General features: G+C 65.6%; 15 protein-coding genes and 1 tRNA gene. 12 read left to right on the top strand and 4 right to left on the bottom strand.

The genetic code is table 11. The annotated features are described in order from the left end of the window. Nucleotides 1-40: 40 nt before the first annotated feature. The 11 genes from BKY27_RS03260 to BKY27_RS03210 all read left to right on the top strand — a co-directional run bounded on the left by BKY27_RS03260 (nucleotide 41) and on the right by BKY27_RS03210 (nucleotide 10,949). Nucleotides 41-1,303 (top strand): Na+/H+ antiporter NhaA, encoded by a 1,263-nt coding sequence (locus BKY27_RS03260; RefSeq protein WP_071673015.1) that lies wholly within the window; start codon nucleotides 41-43, stop codon nucleotides 1,301-1,303. Nucleotides 1,304-1,515: 212 nt separating this feature from the next. Next, a complete protein-coding gene (locus tag BKY27_RS03255) occupies nucleotides 1,516-2,175 on the top strand; it encodes an ABC transporter ATP-binding protein (RefSeq protein ID WP_071673014.1) in 660 nt (219 codons plus the stop codon). Further along, nucleotides 2,153-3,820 carry a capsule biosynthesis protein gene (locus tag BKY27_RS03250; RefSeq protein WP_071673013.1) on the top strand — a complete coding sequence of 556 codons (1,668 nt, stop codon included), beginning with the start codon at nucleotides 2,153-2,155 and terminating at the stop codon, nucleotides 3,818-3,820. The genes BKY27_RS03255 and BKY27_RS03250 overlap by 23 nt, the downstream gene beginning before the upstream one ends. Nucleotides 3,821-3,823: 3 nt before the next feature. Then, nucleotides 3,824-4,657, top strand: a complete 834-nt coding sequence (gene kdsA, locus BKY27_RS03245) for a 3-deoxy-8-phosphooctulonate synthase (RefSeq protein ID WP_071673012.1) — start codon at nucleotides 3,824-3,826, stop codon at nucleotides 4,655-4,657. A gap of 202 nt (nucleotides 4,658-4,859) precedes the next feature. Continuing rightward, nucleotides 4,860-6,188: a mechanosensitive ion channel domain-containing protein gene (locus tag BKY27_RS03240; RefSeq protein WP_071673011.1), complete on the top strand. Its 1,329-nt coding sequence runs from the start codon at nucleotides 4,860-4,862 to the stop codon at nucleotides 6,186-6,188. Nucleotides 6,189-6,261: 73 nt separating this feature from the next. After that, nucleotides 6,262-6,336, top strand: a tRNA-Gln gene (locus tag BKY27_RS03235). 453 nt (nucleotides 6,337-6,789) lie between these two features. Beyond that, entirely contained in the window at nucleotides 6,790-7,425 is a 636-nt protein-coding gene (locus BKY27_RS03230) for a thermostable hemolysin (RefSeq protein WP_084667836.1), read from the top strand. Beyond that, nucleotides 7,425-8,849 (top strand): AMP-binding protein, encoded by a 1,425-nt coding sequence (locus tag BKY27_RS03225; RefSeq protein ID WP_071673009.1) that lies wholly within the window; start codon nucleotides 7,425-7,427, stop codon nucleotides 8,847-8,849. The genes BKY27_RS03230 and BKY27_RS03225 overlap by 1 nt, the downstream gene beginning before the upstream one ends. Continuing rightward, complete coding sequence (locus BKY27_RS03220; RefSeq protein ID WP_071673008.1) at nucleotides 8,846-9,652, top strand: SDR family NAD(P)-dependent oxidoreductase; 807 nt, start codon at nucleotides 8,846-8,848, stop codon at nucleotides 9,650-9,652. The genes BKY27_RS03225 and BKY27_RS03220 overlap by 4 nt, the downstream gene beginning before the upstream one ends. An 11-nt stretch (nucleotides 9,653-9,663) precedes the next feature. Continuing rightward, complete coding sequence (locus BKY27_RS03215) at nucleotides 9,664-10,524, top strand: TauD/TfdA family dioxygenase (RefSeq protein WP_084667835.1); 861 nt, start codon at nucleotides 9,664-9,666, stop codon at nucleotides 10,522-10,524. A gap of 29 nt (nucleotides 10,525-10,553) precedes the next feature. Beyond that, nucleotides 10,554-10,949 (top strand): DUF2147 domain-containing protein, encoded by a 396-nt coding sequence (locus BKY27_RS03210; RefSeq protein WP_071673007.1) that lies wholly within the window; start codon nucleotides 10,554-10,556, stop codon nucleotides 10,947-10,949. 117 nt (nucleotides 10,950-11,066) lie between these two features. Here BKY27_RS03210 and BKY27_RS03205 read toward each other — a convergent pair whose 3' ends face one another. The 4 genes from BKY27_RS03205 to BKY27_RS03190 are packed head-to-tail and all read right to left on the bottom strand — an operon-like array spanning nucleotide 11,067 to nucleotide 13,976. After that, a complete protein-coding gene (locus tag BKY27_RS03205) occupies nucleotides 11,067-11,675 on the bottom strand; it encodes a pyridoxamine 5'-phosphate oxidase family protein (protein ID WP_071673006.1) in 609 nt (202 codons plus the stop codon). Continuing rightward, a complete protein-coding gene (locus BKY27_RS03200) occupies nucleotides 11,672-12,403 on the bottom strand; it encodes a lysophospholipid acyltransferase family protein (protein WP_071673005.1) in 732 nt (243 codons plus the stop codon). The genes BKY27_RS03205 and BKY27_RS03200 overlap by 4 nt, the downstream gene beginning before the upstream one ends. Next, nucleotides 12,400-13,302 carry a cell division protein FtsX gene (locus BKY27_RS03195; RefSeq protein ID WP_071673004.1) on the bottom strand — a complete coding sequence of 301 codons (903 nt, stop codon included), beginning with the start codon at nucleotides 13,300-13,302 and terminating at the stop codon, nucleotides 12,400-12,402. Before BKY27_RS03195 ends, BKY27_RS03200 begins: the two co-directional genes overlap by 4 nt. Beyond that, complete coding sequence (locus BKY27_RS03190) at nucleotides 13,299-13,976, bottom strand: cell division ATP-binding protein FtsE (protein WP_071673003.1); 678 nt, start codon at nucleotides 13,974-13,976, stop codon at nucleotides 13,299-13,301. Before BKY27_RS03190 ends, BKY27_RS03195 begins: the two co-directional genes overlap by 4 nt. A 296-nt stretch (nucleotides 13,977-14,272) precedes the next feature. Between BKY27_RS03190 and BKY27_RS03185 the strand changes: the two genes are divergently transcribed. Continuing rightward, entirely contained in the window at nucleotides 14,273-15,025 is a 753-nt protein-coding gene (locus tag BKY27_RS03185) for a zinc-ribbon domain-containing protein (protein WP_071673002.1), read from the top strand. The last annotated feature ends 80 nt before the right edge of the window (nucleotides 15,026-15,105 follow it).

The following is a 15,105-nucleotide window of genomic DNA, read 5'->3' as shown; positions in this document are numbered from 1 at the left end:
CATCCGCTAATTGGTCACGGACAAAAAAGCGGAGGGCTTCATGTATCGCGTCTGGAACTTCATCGCCAGCTATTCGCTGTTCCTGATCGGGGGCGCGGTTCTTGCCCTCGCCTGGGCGAACGTGAACGCCGAGAGTTACCACCATTTCGTCGATTTCGTGCTGATCGACAATTTCTTCATCGGCCACCTGCATGACGACGGTCACGGCCATGTGACGCGGGTGCTGACGCTGCACTATCTCGTCAATGACGTGCTTATGGCCTTCTTCTTCGGCATCGCCGCGAAAGAGGTGTGGGAGGCGGTGATCCTGGAAAACGGATCGCTGCGCGGCAAGAAGGCGGCCACGCCGCTGTTTGCGACGCTCGGCGGTATGCTTGGCCCGATCACGGTCTATCTTGGTCTTGCCATGGTGATGGGTTCGGAAACCTACAACGCCGTGGCCAATGGCTGGGCGATTCCGACCGCCACCGACATTGCCTTTTCCTATCTTGTGGGGCGCATGGTCTTTGGTGCCGGGCACCCGGCGGTGCGGTTCCTGCTGCTGCTGGCGATTGCAGATGACGCGGGTGGCCTGTTGATTCTGGCGATCTTCTACCCCTCGGGCGCGCTGGCCCCGGAATGGCTGCTGCTCAGCCTTGGCGCCGCCATTTCCGTATTCGTGGTGTTCAACTGGCTGCCGCGTCGGCTGGACCGGGGCGACCAGTTGCGCACGCGCTCGACATGGGTCCGCAAGCATCTCAGCTTCTGGCCCTACCTGATCGCGGGCTGCCTGAGCTGGTACGGCTTTCAGGAAAGCGGGCTGCACCCGGCGCTTGGCCTGTTGCCGATCGTGCCGACCATTCCCCATGCCGACCGCGCCTTTGGCCTTTTCGCCGATGCCGAGCGGCACCTGCATGACCTGCTGAACGAAATCGAACACGCGCTGAAGATCCCGGTCGAGTTGATCCTCGGCCTCTTTGGGCTGCTCAATGCGGGCGTTGTCATGTCGTCGATGGACTCGGCCACATGGCTGGTGCTCGCGGGACTTCTGATCGGCAAACCGGTCGGGATCTTCCTGTTCGGCTGGGTCGCGGCGCGCCCGCTTGGCCTTGGCATTCCCGAAGGGATGCGGATCATCGACCTCGTGGTTATCGGCTGTGTGGCGGCCATCGGCTTTACCGTGGCGCTGTTCGTGGCCTCGGTCGCGTTCGACGCGGGCCCCGTGCAGGACGCCGCGAAGATGGGGGCCTTGTTCAGCTTTTTCGGGGCCGCAATCTCGATTGCGGTGGGAAAACTGCTTCGGGTTCAGAAGAAACCCGTGTGACCAAGCGTCAACTTTAAACCGGAAACGGCCCCCGGATGACATCCCTGGGGCCGTTTTCCGTTTATCTTGCCTCAATCGGGGCGATTTCCTGTCGAAGCGCTTTGAAATCCAACGCCACAAGGCCATAATGGCGCCCAATTGGTCCGGTAAACCCTTCCGATAACGCTCTCCAACCAAAGAGGGGGCCAGTCCGATAGCAGTACAGGGGCATCATGCTCGAGTTCATTAACGTCTCTAAGTCCTTTTGGACCGGCACGCAGCGCAAGGTCATCCTCGACCAGGCGTCCTTCCGTGTTGAACTGGGGCAATCGCTCGGGATTCTGGCCCCCAATGGCACCGGCAAGACCACCGTGATCAACATGATGGCGGGTCTGGAAAAACCCGATGAGGGCAAGATCGAGCGGTCTTGCCGCATCTCCTTCCCACTCGGTTTCATGGGCGGCGTGATCGGCAAGCTATCGGCCACCGAGAATGCCCGCTACATCGCGCAGCTCTATGGTCTGGACCCCGACTACGTCGAGGCGTTCTGCCGTTGGCTCTGCGATCTGGAGGAATATTTCGACCGTCCCTTGGGCACCTATTCCTCGGGGATGAAAGCGCGGTTCCAGTTCGCCCTGATGCTGGCGCTGGAATTCGACATCTACCTGATCGACGAAGGCATGCCGCGTACCACCGATGCCGCGTTCAACCGCAAGGCGGGGGCGATCCTGGCCGACCGCCTGCGGACAGCCACGGTGGTCATCGTGTCCCACCAGGCCGACACGCTTGAAAAATTTGCGAACCGCGCCGCCGTTTTGCGGGATGGCCAGTTCTATCAATTCGACTCGCTCGAAGAGGCTAAGAGACTGTATGACTATGAAACCCAGGGGTAAGAAATTCCGCATCCGTCGCTCTGGTCCCACTGCACCGGCAGGGGAAAGCCAGCGCGCCGCCGAAAGCGCCGCCGCCGCACAGGGCGCCGACGATGGCTTCGGCAGTATGCGTTTCCCGACAAGCGGCGCCGCGCAAGCGGCCGACGCCGCTCAGCAGGCTGCGACGCAAGCGCCGCCGCAAGTCAGTGTCGAGCAGGAACTGGCCGCGATCCGCGCCGAGGGGCTGACCGGACGCCAGTTGCGCATGGCCCGGCGCACCGCGCAGAAACACGGGCTGCAACCGGCGTCGGATTTCGACGCGGTGCGGCTGTTGCGGCGTCAGGGTATCGACCCGTTCGAACGCTCGAACATGCTGGAACTGGTGGTCAATGACGGCGACCGTCAGGCCGAGGCACAGCGCCTGCCCGCCACCGTGCGCCAGCCCGGCGTGCCGCAGACACAGGCCCCCGCGCAACCGCCCGCCATGCCAGCCCCCAGCACGGACGAAGCCAACCGCGCGCAGGAAATCCTGCGCATGCAGCGCGACATCGCGCGCCGCCGCCGCAAGCGGCTGATCCTGCTGGCCGCGCGTCTGCTGGTCTTCGTGATGCTGCCAACGGCCTTCGTGGGGTATTACTATTACACCATCGCCACCCCGATGTACGCCGCCACCACCGTGTTCCAGATCCAGAAGGCGGAATCGGGCAGCGCGTCGGCTGGCGGTCTGGCCGGATTGATGGGCGGCACCACCTTCGCCACGGTGCAGGACTCCATCTCGGTGCAGAACTTCCTCGAAAGCCGCGAGGCGATGCTGCTGCTCGATGACGATCTTGGCCTGCGCGACCATTTCTCGGCCCCAGATATCGACCCGCTGAACCGGCTCGATCCCGAAGCCACGACCGAAGATCTCTACCGCCTCTATTCGCGCAACCTGACCATCGGCTACGATCCGACCGAAGGCCTGATCCGGATGGAGGTTCTGGCCGCCGACCCGGCCGTGGCACAGGATTTCTCCCGCGCCCTGCTGCGCTATGCCGAGCAGCGGGTCGACAGCCTGACCCAGCGGGTCCGCGAAGACCAGATGCGAGGCGCCCGCGAAAGCTATGAAACCGCCGAAGCCGCCCTGTCCGCAGCGCAGGCGCGCGTGGTCAACCTGCAAGAACGGTCCGGCATCCTCAGCTCCGACGCCGAGGTCAGCTCGCTGTTCAACCAGATCTCGACCTTCCAGATCCAGTTGCAGGAAGAGCGGCTGCGTCTCGACGAGATCCAGTCGGTGGATCAGCCCAACGAAACGCGGGTCGAGGTTGCACAGCGCAATATCGCCCGGCTCGAAGCCCTGATCGACAGCCTGCGGTCCTCGATGACCCAAGACCAGCCGGACGAAGCCTCGCTCGCCCGCGTCAGCTCGGAACTGGTGGTCGCGCAGGCCGATCTGGAAACCCGGCAACTGATGCTGTCGCAATCCATGCAGCAGATGGAAGCCGCCCGTGTCGAGGCCGATCGCCAGTCGCTCTACCTGACCGTCTCGGTCAACCCGGTCGCCCCGGACGAGGCCGCCTACCCGCGCAAGATGGAAAACACCATGCTTGCGTTCCTGATCTTTTCTGGCATTTACCTGATGCTGTCGATGACGGCTTCCATCCTCAGAGAACAGGTATCCGCCTAAATCATGAAACAGGTTCAGATCGGAAAGATCACCACCGGCAATGATCGGCCTCTCACGGTCATTGCCGGTCCTTGCCAACTGGAAAGCGCCGACCACGCGCAGATGATTGCGGGCCGCATGGCCGAGCTCTGCGCCAGGGCGGGCGCGCAATTCGTCTTCAAGGCAAGCTTCGACAAGGCCAACCGCACCAGCCTGTCAGGCAAGCGCGGCGTCGGCATCGACGCGGGCCTCAAGATCCTGCAAGACGTGAAAGCGAAACTCGGCTGTCCGGTCCTGACCGACATCCACTCCGAGGCGCAATGCGCCCCCGTGGCCGAGGTGGTGGACATCCTTCAGATCCCCGCCTTCCTGTGCCGCCAGACCGACCTGCTGATCGCGGCGGGTGAAACCGGCGCGGTGATCAACGTCAAGAAAGGTCAGTTCCTCGCCCCGTGGGACATGGTCAACGTGGTCTCCAAGCTGGAAAGCACGGGCAATGACCGCCTCCTGCTGACCGAGCGCGGCGTCAGCTTCGGCTACAACACGCTGGTGGCCGATATGCGCGCCCTGCCGATCATGGCCAAGACCGGTTACCCGGTGGTGATGGATGCCACCCATTCGGTGCAACAACCCGGTGGCCAAGGTGGCGCCACGGGCGGCCAGCGCGAATTTGCCCCGGTGATGGCCCGCGCCGCAGTCTCGCTCGGCATTGCGGCGGTTTTCATCGAAACCCACGAAGCCCCCGATACCGCACCCTCGGACGGCCCCAACATGATCCCGCTCGACCAGATGGACGGGCTTGTTTCCACCCTGATGCAGATCGACCAGATAGCGAAAGCCAACCCGATCCGGGTCTGACAGGCAATCGCCTTCACATCCGTCAGAACACTGGGCGAAACTCTCCTTCTTCTTGGCACAAGTACTCCGGGGGGTGCGGGGGGCAGCGCCCCCCGCGGATCGCCGCCGCAAGGCGGCGAAACCCCGAACAGTATTCCTGCCCCTTCCCGTCTTTCGCGCTGCGCTCTAAGCTTCCGGAAAGTATTCCAGACAGAGCCTTTCCATGCGCCGCCTTCTCCTGATCCTCTGCCTCGCCCTCGCCGCACCGTTTCCTGCCCCCGCGCAGGACGCAACCCAACCCGGCACCACCATCACTGTCGCCAGTTCGGCCCAGCAGGATGCCGCCATCGCGGTGCGCATCCGTGAAATCCTGCAACAGCTCGACGGTTATGGGGATATCACCGTCATCGTCTCGGACGGGATCGTCACCCTGCGCGGCACCACGCTCGATGCCACCAGCGCCGCCGCGCTCAACACGCTGGTTGCACGGGTCGAAGGCGTGGTGACCATCGAGAACGAGGTCACAGAAAGCACAGATGTGGTCGAACGGCTCACCCCGGCGCTGGAGCGGATGTGGGACCGGATCGCTCAATTCATCGCCTTCCTACCGCTCCTGGCGATCGCCCTTCTGGCCGGGGGGCTGGTGATCTGGATCGGCCTGTTGCTGACCCGCATGAAAAACCCGTGGGACCGGATTGCGCCCAATGCCTTCATCGCCGACATCTACCGGCAGGTGGTGCGGCTCTTCTTCGTGGTGCTCGGGGTGGTCCTGACGCTCGACCTGCTGAACCTGACGGCGGTGTTGTCCACCGTTCTGGGCGCGGCCGGGATTGTCGGCCTCGCCATCGGCTTTGCCGTGCGCGACACGGTCGAGAATTTCATCGCCTCGATCATGCTCTCGATCCGACAACCCTTCCGCCCCAAGGATCTGGTCGAGATCGAGGGCGACACTGGCCACGTCATCCGCCTGACCAGCCGCGCGACCATCCTGCTGTCACTCGACGGCAACCATATCCGCATTCCCAACGCCACCGTCTTCGGCGCGCGGATCGTGAACTACACCCGCAATGCCGAGCGGCGTTTCACCTTCACCCTCGGCATCGACCCCAATGCAGATCTGGCCGAGGCGCAGGCGATCATTCTCTCCGCGCTCGGGGAACTGCCCTACCTGCTGGCCACGCCAAGCCCCTCGACCTGGGTTGAAGAGGTCGGCGACAGCACCATCACCCTCACCGCCGCGGGCTGGGTCAACCAGCACGAAACCGGCCTGTTCATGGCCCGCGGCGAGGCGATCCGCCTTGCCAAGGCGCGGCTGGAAGAGGCGGGAATCACCCTGCCAGAACCGACATACCGACTGATCACCGACGCGGTCGTGCATCCCGGCACCGCTCGCCCGGATCACTCGGAAACGGTCACCACGGCGCCCCCCGCCCCCATCGTTGCCATGGACGTGGATGCCGAGGATACGCAGGATTTGCAGCGTATCGTCGATGCTGAACGCGCCGAAACAGCCGCCGAAGACCTGCTGACCAGAGAGGCCCCGCAGGAATGACATTTCCGCATGATTTTTTTGCCCAAAGGGTCTTGATCCTCCCCGCAGGCCCGCGTAACTAGCGCGTCACAGTTGGGGTGTAGCCAAGCGGTAAGGCATCGGTTTTTGGTACCGTGTATCGTAGGTTCGAATCCTACCACCCCAGCCAATTTCCTTTCGCAGTTCCCGCCCACACCCCTGCAGCGCCCACCCGGCGCATGGCAGATGGCGCCTGTGTCCGACGCATCGCGTCCGACGCGAACGATCCCCGTGCCGGGCCTGCGTGCCGGGGCCTGCGCCGCGGCCGCACCGTTCCGTTCGGACCAGCGGCGCCCGCATGGGCGAGGCCAGAGGGTCGGCAAGGCCCCGCGCGAATAGCCTGCCGGACTCACCTCGGACCAAGCCTCGCCCCTATCTCGGACCAGCCTCCGATCAGTCTCAGCCAACCACCGGCCAGCGCGACGCGTATGGCATAAACCGGGGTTTATGCACCCGGATTTTCCCCGTTCAGCCGCCTAAACCTTTCGCAAGACCCGCATAAACCCAAGGTCTACCCTGCGGCAGGTTTTCCCGCATCTCACTTTCGGTCAATGGAACCGCCCCGCCCCTTGCCGTTAGCTCGATGGCAGACGCAGGAACGATGGCCTGCGGTCCGTATTGGAGGGCAGAGATGGAAAGCTTCGTCATCGAAAGAGACACCCCCGACACGCGCGCCATTTACGACGCGGCGGTCACACATGCTCAAACGGTGTTCAGCCGGTGCTTCGGCGCAAGCGTGCGCCAGACGCCGCCGCGCTTTGCGGTGACGCTTGCGGATGACGGGCAGATCGTCTGCGCCGCCGGAATCCGGATCGCCAGCGACGGGTTCTTTTCGCAATGCTATCTCGATCGCCCGATCGAAGCGGTGCTGTCCGCAGGCTCCGGCCTGCCGGTCGCCGCGACCGATGTGCTGGAGGTCGGCGCGCTTGCCACATCGTCTCCGTTTCCGGTGTTCCCGACCCTGCGTGCGATCTTTGATTGGGGCCGGGCGCACGACATCGACTGGGGCCTGTTCACCGCCACCGCAACGGTGCGCCGCCTGATCCGGCGCAGCGGCATCCAGGCGGAATTGCTGCACCCCGCCCGCGCCGCCCGCGTGGCGCGCCCGTCGGACTGGGGCCGCTACTACGAAAACGATCCGTGGGTCTGTGCCTTTCATGACGATGCGGGGCTGCCTCGCCTCGCGGCCCGCCCCGTGCCCCGGAAGGAAACCGCCTGATGCAACATCTGTTCGATGCCCTGTCGCGGCACGCGGCCCTGCGCCCCGATGCCCCGGCCCTGAACAGCGCCCAAGGCCTCCTGACGTGGTGGGGGCTGGAATCGTGTGTCGCCGACCTGTCGGCCCGCCTGTCAGACGCACCCGCGATCGTCGGAATCGCATGCAGCACCAACCGCGACGCCGCGGTTGCCGATCTGGCGATCACCCATGCCGGGCGCTGCGCGGTGCATCTTCCACCCTTCTTCTCGCCTGAACAGATCGCCCATATCGTGGCCGCCGCCGGGATCGGTGCCGTTGTCGGCGATGTCGATGTGGCCCCCGCCCTGCCCCTTGTGCCGGTCCTGTCCACGATCATGCCCGGTCCGCTGCCGCCGTGCCGCGACGGGGCCAGCCGGGTGATCTTCACGTCCGGCTCCTCCGGTCGACCCAAGGGTGTCGTGATCGGTGCCCGGCAACTGGCCGCCTCGCTCAACGCGCTGGCCGACGTCATCGCCCCCAGCCAGACCGACCGGCATTTCTCGATCCTGCCCATGGCGCAGCTTCTGGAACAGATTTGCGGGCTCTTCCTGCCAATCCTTGCCGGGGCCGAGGTGATCTTTGCCGAAGACGCGGCCAAGACGCTGTTCGGCGGACCGGTCGCCCCCCTGCTGGCCGAGGTCGCCGCCGCCGATCCGACGACCACAATCCTGGTGCCCGGCCTGCTGGCCCGCTGGGTCGCCGCGCTGGACCAATCCGGCACCCGCCCACCTGCCAACCTGCGCTTCGTCGCTGTCGGCGGCGCCCCCACGGCCCCCGCCCTGCTGCAAAGGGCCGAGGCGCTCGGCCTGCCGGTGTACGAAGGGTATGGCCTGTCGGAATGCTGCGCCGTGGTCGCCATGAACCGCCCCGGCGCCGCCCGCCAGGGCACGGTTGGGCCCGTCCTGCCGATGCTCGATGTCACCATCGACGCGGGTGAAATCGTGGTCTCCGGCCCCACCGTGATGCAGGGCTATCTGGGCCATCCGCCCGCCGGTGGCACATGGCGCACCGGCGACCTTGGCCATTTCAACGACGACGGGGCCCTCGTGGTCGATGGCCGAAAGGACTGGCTGATCGTAACGCCCGAGGGCCGCAACATCTCTCCGGAATGGGTGGAAACCCGGCTGACCGCCGATCCCCGTATTCCCGCCGCCGGGCTGCTGCTGGACCCGATCCATGGCCTGACGGTCATCGCCGCCTGCGCCGCGTCCGTGGACGTGGCCTCGATCGCTGCGGCCTTGGCCGACCTGCCGCCCTATGCCCGCCCCCGCCGCGTGCTGCGCCTGCCCGCCAGCGCGCCGGGCTTGCTCAAGTTCGGCGGCGGCATCGACCGCAGCCGCCTGTTGCCCCTGTCCGCCGCCGAGGCGGGCGATATCCTGACCTATCGTGAAGAGGTGCCCGCATGACCCGCGACTCCCGCCCCACCATCCTGATCACCGGCGCCGGTTCCGGTATTGGCCGCGCCCTCGCGCAAGAGGCCGCCGACGATGGCTGGCACGTCATTCTGGTGGGGCGCACCCGTGCCACGCTGGACGACACCGCCGCCCTGATCGGCCCCGACGCCGCCACTGTCCTGCCTGCCGACATCACCCGCGCCGAAGATCGCGCCCGCATTGCCGCGGCCATCGGCCCGCGTCTGGACGTGCTGGTCAACAATGCCGGTGCCCTTCGCGCCGGGCGCCTGACCGACCTGCCGGACGAGGCCGCCGCCGCGATGATTTCAACCAACCTGCTGGCCCCGATCCTGCTGACGCGCGACCTGATCCCGGCGCTCAGGGCCACGCGGGGCCGGGTGGTGAACATTGGCTCGGTCTTCGGCGATATCGCCTTCCCCTACTTCACCGTCTACTCGGCCAGCAAATTCGCCCTGCGCGGCCTCTCGGATGCGCTGCGCCGGGAATTGGCGGGTGACGGCATCTCCGTCAGCTACATCGCGCCGCGCGCCACCCGCACCGCCGCCGAGGTGGAATTCGCCGCACTGGTCGAACCGTTCTCGATGGTGCTGGACCCGGCCGAAAAGGTCGCCGCCCGCGCATGGCGCGGCATCCGGGCGGGGCGGCGCACTGTCTATCCCGGTCTCGCCGAACGGCTTTTCGTTCTGGTGCAGGCCCTCAGCCCCCGGCTGATTGACCGCGCCCTGATCAAGCAAGCCCACGCCCCGGCGGCCAAGGCCGCCCTGTCCACCCTGCCCGAAGACGCCAAAAGCTGAGTGACCGTTCCATGTGCTACAACATCCAACGCCCCGACACCCAAGGCCAATCCCTGACAGACCCCGCCGTTCTGGCCCGTATCCGCAGGGATCTGGACCGCGACGGCTGGACCCTCCTGCGCGGCTTCGACGTGGATATTTCCGCCTTCAGCACCCTGACCCGCGCGCTCTGCCGCAAGATCACCTTCGACCCGGCCCGCGACTATGGCGACGCGAACACGCAAAAGGTCGATGCCGGGCTTGGCCCCATCGGGCTGCATATAGAGAACGGCAATACCCCGGTCTGCCCGGACGTGGTGGCCTTCTACAGCCCGGTTGCGGCCTTTGAAGGCTCGCAAACCACGATCTGCGATGGCCGCGCGGTGCTGGACTCGATGGATGACGCCACCCGCGCTCGCTGGCAACGCCCGATGACGGTCGAACGCTACCTGCCGGAAGAGCTGTGGAAACGCTACCTCGCCAATGAACACCCGGCGATCAGCGATCCGTCCGAGGTCACCGCCCGCCATGTCGAGGAATTCCGCGCCGCAATCCCCAATCAGGATTTCGACATGTGCGACGATGGCGGCATCACCTATCGGCTGACAGTCGCGCCGGTGCGCGGCTCGTCCCTTTCGGGCGGCGCGGCCTTTGCCAACGCGGTGCTGGGACCGTCCCACAATTATGCCCCGCCCCGCTACCGCTTCGGCGACGCAGACGAGGTCAGCCCTGTCGAGATCGAGGCCCTGCGCGATCTGGCCGAGACCCACACCCACGAAATCAACTGGCAGGACGGCGACGTCGCCGTGATCGACAACACCCGCGTGATGCATGGCCGCCGCGCCATCGTCGATGCCAACCGTCAACTCTTTATCGGAATGGGCAGCGTCTGAGCTGCCCCCCAACAACCGGAGGAAATGTCATGAAAAAATTTGCCCTCATCGCCACCCTTGCCGCCCTGCTGGCCGCCCCCGCCCTTGCCGATCCCATCGAAGGCATGTGGCGCACCTCGCCCGATGACCACGGCGATATCGGCTTTGTCGAGGTTGCCCAATGCGGCGGCAGCTATTGCGGCACACTGGTGCGCGCCCAGAACGCACAGGGCCAGCAGATCACCCCCGACACCATCGGTCGCCAGATCGTCTGGGATCTGACCCCGGCAGGCGAAGGCCAGTACGAGGGCCGCATTTATGCCCCCGACCGCGACCGCGAATACATGTCCCGCCTGCAACTGGCGGGCAGCACGATGTCGGTGAATGGCTGTGTGCTGGGCGGTCTGATCTGCCGCAACGGCGGCACCTGGACCCGCGCCAACTGACCCCTCCTTGCGGCGTGCCCAGACCCCAAAGCAATCGCCGGGCCCTGTCGCAAGAGCGTCCTCTCTCCCCAAGAGAGGTCGCCCCATCCCCGGTCGGTCATGCGCCGGGGATGGGATTTACCACAGGCTGTCACGCGCCCGTTGGGGCCAATCCGCGTCATAGCTCTTTCCGTCGAATTCGCCCTCGGTCATCTCGGTCAGGATATCCCCGATCGTTGGCAATCCGCCGCTTTCATCGCGGCCATTCCACAGGTCGGCGCGCAGGATCGCGCGCGCGCACTGGCTGTAGATCTCGGCGATCTCGACCACGATCACACTGCGCGGGTGCTGGCCCTTCCGCTCGAACCGCGCGACTATATCGGGGTCATCGGTCAGCACCGCGCGCCCGTTGACCCGCACCACATTGGCCGATCCCGGCACCATGAACATCAGCGAAACACGGCCGTCCCGCACGATATTGCGCAAGCTGTCGATGCGGTTGTTGCCGCGCCAGTCGGGCATCGCCAGATGGCTCGGGTCCAGTTCCAGAACCGCCGGGCCATCGTCCCCGCGCGGGCTGGCGTCGGTGCCCTCTGGGCCGACCGTAGACAGGATGCAAAACCGCGCCGACATGATCCATTTGCGATAATGCGGCGTCATCTGTCCCGCCACCTTGCGCATCGCCGCCGGGGCCGGGGCGCGGTCATAAATCTCTTCCAGCGCCGCGATATCCTCGATCAGCTTCATTCCCGCCCCTCGACGTGAAACCCCGCCTCGGCCATCAGCCGGTTGGAGTTGCTTTCAATCGCCTCTTTCAGCTCGGTCATGAACCCGTCCTTCGACAGGCCCGGCGCGATTGGCGGCAGGAATTCGACAACCGCCAGCCCCGGCTTGCGCAGAATGCCATGGCGCGGCCAGAACACCCCCACATTGGTGGCCGCCGGCACGCAGGTTTGCCCGGTCTCTTCGTACAGCACCGCAGGACCGATCTTGTAGGGCCGATCCGCCCCCGGCGCGACGCGGGTGCCTTGCGGGTAGATGATCAACTGCCCCGGCTCCTGCCCGCCCGATTTCACGCCTTGAATCATCTGCTGAATGGCCTGCGCGCGCTTGCCCCGATCTACCGGCACGCAGCCGATACGCTGTGCATACCAGCCAAGGATCGGCGCATATTTCAGGATGGATTTCATGATGAACTTGGGCCGCGGCACCACCGAGACGATCAGGATGATGTCGAAAAAGCTCTGGTGCTTGGACGCGATCAGCACCTCGCCCGTGGGCACCTCGCCTCGTACCTCGGACCTCAGGCCAACCATCCAGCGGGCGCTCCACCGCACCCACCGGCAATAGGCATGAACAGCGGCAAACGCCCCGCTCCGGTCGAAGATGGCCCACGGTGTGTAGAAGATCGCAAGCACGACCATCATAAGGTACATCTGGCCTATGAATATCAGCGACCGGATCCATTGGATCATGGCATGCTCCTCAGGGTTCTGAAGGCCGCGGCGCGGGTGGCCCAAAAGGCGGTGATGGCGGACAACAACGGCACAAGGATCGGCCACAGCCATTCGCCCCCGGAAAAACTCAGCCCGGTCAGGAACCCGGCCTGTTGGCCCGACCCCGGCAACAGCGCGATGGCGATCATGCCCAGAACTGTGCCTGCCGCCGCACCCGACAGCGCGCGCAGTGTAAAACGCCGCACAAAGGCCCGCGCGATGTAGACATCCCGCGCCCCCACCAGCCGCAGCACCCGGATCACCTGTCGGTTCGCTGCCAGCGCCGATTGCGCCGCCAGTGTCACCATCGCGGCGGTCGAGCCAAGGATCAGCAGCATCGACACCCAGCCAAGCGTTCGCAGCCGTGACGCCGCCTGCACCAACGGGCGCCGCCAGCGGGTGTGATCGTCCAGCACCGCGCCCGGCACCTCTGCCGCCAGCCGCTGACGCAGCCCTTCGGCATCATAGCCTTGCGGCGTTTCGATCACTTCCACGAGTCGCGGCACCGGCAGATCCTCCAGCGGCAGGTCGGGGCCGAACCACGGCTCCAACAGGGCGCGTTGCTCATCCTCGGTCAGCGCGCGGGCCGAATCCACGCCCGGCGTCTGCTCCAATATCCCGAGAACCGCCCAGACCTGCGCGTCCATCTCGATCGGCGGTGCGGAAATGCGAATGGTCGAACTGCGCGCCAACGCATCGGACCAACGGTCGGCCAACCGGCCCGAGGCCAGTGACAGCGCCATCGCAAAGACCGCCAGAAACGCCATCGCCGCCGACGTGAACAGCGTCAACTGCACCGAATGCCCGCGCCGGGGCACCACCCGGTCAGCCTGCGCATCGCCCTGAAGAACGTCGAGAATGCGGGACAGCGCGCTCATAGATCGGCCCCCGCCAGTTGCAGCCGCCCGTCCTTGATGCGCAAGACACGGGCCGAAACCTGCGCCTTGGCCGCGCGAATAAGCGCAAGATCGTGGGTCGCGATCACCACCGCCTTGCCCATGCGGTTCAGTTCCACCAGCAATTGCAGCAGGCGCAGCGACATGTCCCAGTCGATATTGCCGGTGGGTTCATCGGCAAGGATCACGTCGGGGTCGGTGATCACCGCCCGTGCCAGCGCTGCCCGCTGCCGCTCGCCGCCCGACAGTTCCTGCGGCAGCGCGTCCCGCCGCGCACCCAGCCCGACCCAGCCGATCAGATCGTTGAGGTTTCCGTCCTGCGCCGCGCTGCCCCGGCCCGCCACGGTCAGCGGCAGGGCGATGTTTTCCCACAGGCTAAGATGGTCAAGGAACTCGCAATCCTGATGCACCACGCCCATCCGCTGCCTTGCATGGGCAATTTCGTCGCGGCTCATCCCGGCGGCATCCTGCCCGAAAATGCTGACGCTGCCCGACGTGGCGCGCAGATCGGCATAGCACAGCTTGAGGAAGGTGGTCTTGCCCGCCCCCGACGGCCCGGTCAGGAAATGAAACGACCCCGGCGCCAACCGCAGGCTGATCTCGGAAAGCAGGGTTCCGCCGCCATAGCCATAGGCGGCCTCTTTCAAGTCGATCAAAAGCCTGCTCCGTCGCTCGTGTCTCGATCTGTCATGCCCTACCCGCGCCCCTGTTGCAATCGCCCCGCCCCGGGCAGCCCCCCGAAGACCGCGGATTTCGGCCGGTTTCGGGCCAGTTTCGGGCCAGTCGCAGGCCAGCACCGCGATCGAAACCGCCCCCGCCATGTCGACCCGAAAGCCACGGCCCACATCCGGGCCTGAATCCAATGGCTTGGAAAGGCAGGGGGCGGTTGCTAAAGTCCACCGCAACAAAGGCAAAGCCGCCAATATCCGCGACGGCCCGAACGGGGAACCCAATGCGCCTCACCTGTCCCAATTGCAGCGCCCGGTACGAAGTGGATGACACGCTCATCCCGCCCGAAGGCCGCGACGTGCAGTGTTCCAACTGTGCCACCACGTGGTTCCAGCCCGGCAACCGTGCCCCGGTCGAAGAGTCGGGCACATCGCGCGCCACCGCCGAGGTCACGTCCCGGCGCAATCTCGACCCCGACCTCAAGGACATCTTCCGCGAGGAACGCGAGCGCGAGGAACGCCTGCGCCGTGCGGCCGCCGAAACCGCGGCGGTGGAAGAACAAGAGGAAATGGCCCTCGACAGCGCGCCGGAGCCCGCGCCAAGCCACGGCGACACTCCCCCGCAGGAGACCACCGAGGACGAAGAGCTTGCCGCGATCCGCGAGGCGGTCGACGAAAGCACCCAAGCGCAGAACCGCCCGCCGCGCCGCGAATTGCTGCCCGATATCGAGGAAATCAACTCGACCCTGCGGGCCACGTCGGACCGCAACGCGCAGGATTTCGACACCTCCGACATCGAGTCAATGGATGTCATCCCGCGCCGCCGCCGGGGCTTTCGCATGGGGTTCATCCTGATGGTCATTCTGGCCGCCGGGGCCGTGGGCACCTACAGCTACGCCCCCGAAATCGCCGCCGCCGTGCCGCAAGCCGAGCCGACGCTCGCCAGCTATGTCGAGACCGTCAACCAATTGCGATTCCAGCTCGACGATCTGGTGCAGGGCCTCGCGGGCCAGTTGACCGAACGCAGCGGAAGCTAGAGCATGTCGCACAAACGCCGGAACCGGGTTTGCCCGAGCCGCGACATGGGCAGGTCAGGCAAAGTCAGGGCGGGACGCGT

Source organism: Nioella nitratireducens (genome assembly GCF_001879715.1).
Lineage (GTDB): Bacteria > Pseudomonadota > Alphaproteobacteria > Rhodobacterales > Rhodobacteraceae > Nioella > Nioella nitratireducens.
This window is presented reverse-complemented; position numbering and strand designations above follow the sequence as displayed.

Bases quoted from the DNA above. Each gene is read 5' to 3' on its own strand.
- BKY27_RS03260 (WP_071673015.1), top strand. From the start codon at position 41: ATGTATCGCGTCTGGAACTTCATCGCCAGCTATTCGCTGTTCCTGATC.
- BKY27_RS03255 (WP_071673014.1), top strand. From the start codon at position 1,516: ATGCTCGAGTTCATTAACGTCTCTAAGTCCTTTTGGACCGGCACGCAG.
- BKY27_RS03250 (WP_071673013.1), top strand. From the start codon at position 2,153: ATGACTATGAAACCCAGGGGTAAGAAATTCCGCATCCGTCGCTCTGGT.
- kdsA (WP_071673012.1), top strand. From the start codon at position 3,824: ATGAAACAGGTTCAGATCGGAAAGATCACCACCGGCAATGATCGGCCT.
- BKY27_RS03240 (WP_071673011.1), top strand. From the start codon at position 4,860: ATGCGCCGCCTTCTCCTGATCCTCTGCCTCGCCCTCGCCGCACCGTTT.
- BKY27_RS03230 (WP_084667836.1), top strand. From the start codon at position 6,790: ATGGCAGACGCAGGAACGATGGCCTGCGGTCCGTATTGGAGGGCAGAG.
- BKY27_RS03225 (WP_071673009.1), top strand. From the start codon at position 7,425: ATGCAACATCTGTTCGATGCCCTGTCGCGGCACGCGGCCCTGCGCCCC.
- BKY27_RS03220 (WP_071673008.1), top strand. From the start codon at position 8,846: ATGACCCGCGACTCCCGCCCCACCATCCTGATCACCGGCGCCGGTTCC.
- BKY27_RS03215 (WP_084667835.1), top strand. From the start codon at position 9,664: ATGTGCTACAACATCCAACGCCCCGACACCCAAGGCCAATCCCTGACA.
- BKY27_RS03210 (WP_071673007.1), top strand. From the start codon at position 10,554: ATGAAAAAATTTGCCCTCATCGCCACCCTTGCCGCCCTGCTGGCCGCC.
- BKY27_RS03205 (WP_071673006.1), bottom strand. From the start codon at position 11,675: ATGAAGCTGATCGAGGATATCGCGGCGCTGGAAGAGATTTATGACCGC.
- BKY27_RS03200 (WP_071673005.1), bottom strand. From the start codon at position 12,403: ATGATCCAATGGATCCGGTCGCTGATATTCATAGGCCAGATGTACCTT.
- BKY27_RS03195 (WP_071673004.1), bottom strand. From the start codon at position 13,302: ATGAGCGCGCTGTCCCGCATTCTCGACGTTCTTCAGGGCGATGCGCAG.
- BKY27_RS03185 (WP_071673002.1), top strand. From the start codon at position 14,273: ATGCGCCTCACCTGTCCCAATTGCAGCGCCCGGTACGAAGTGGATGAC.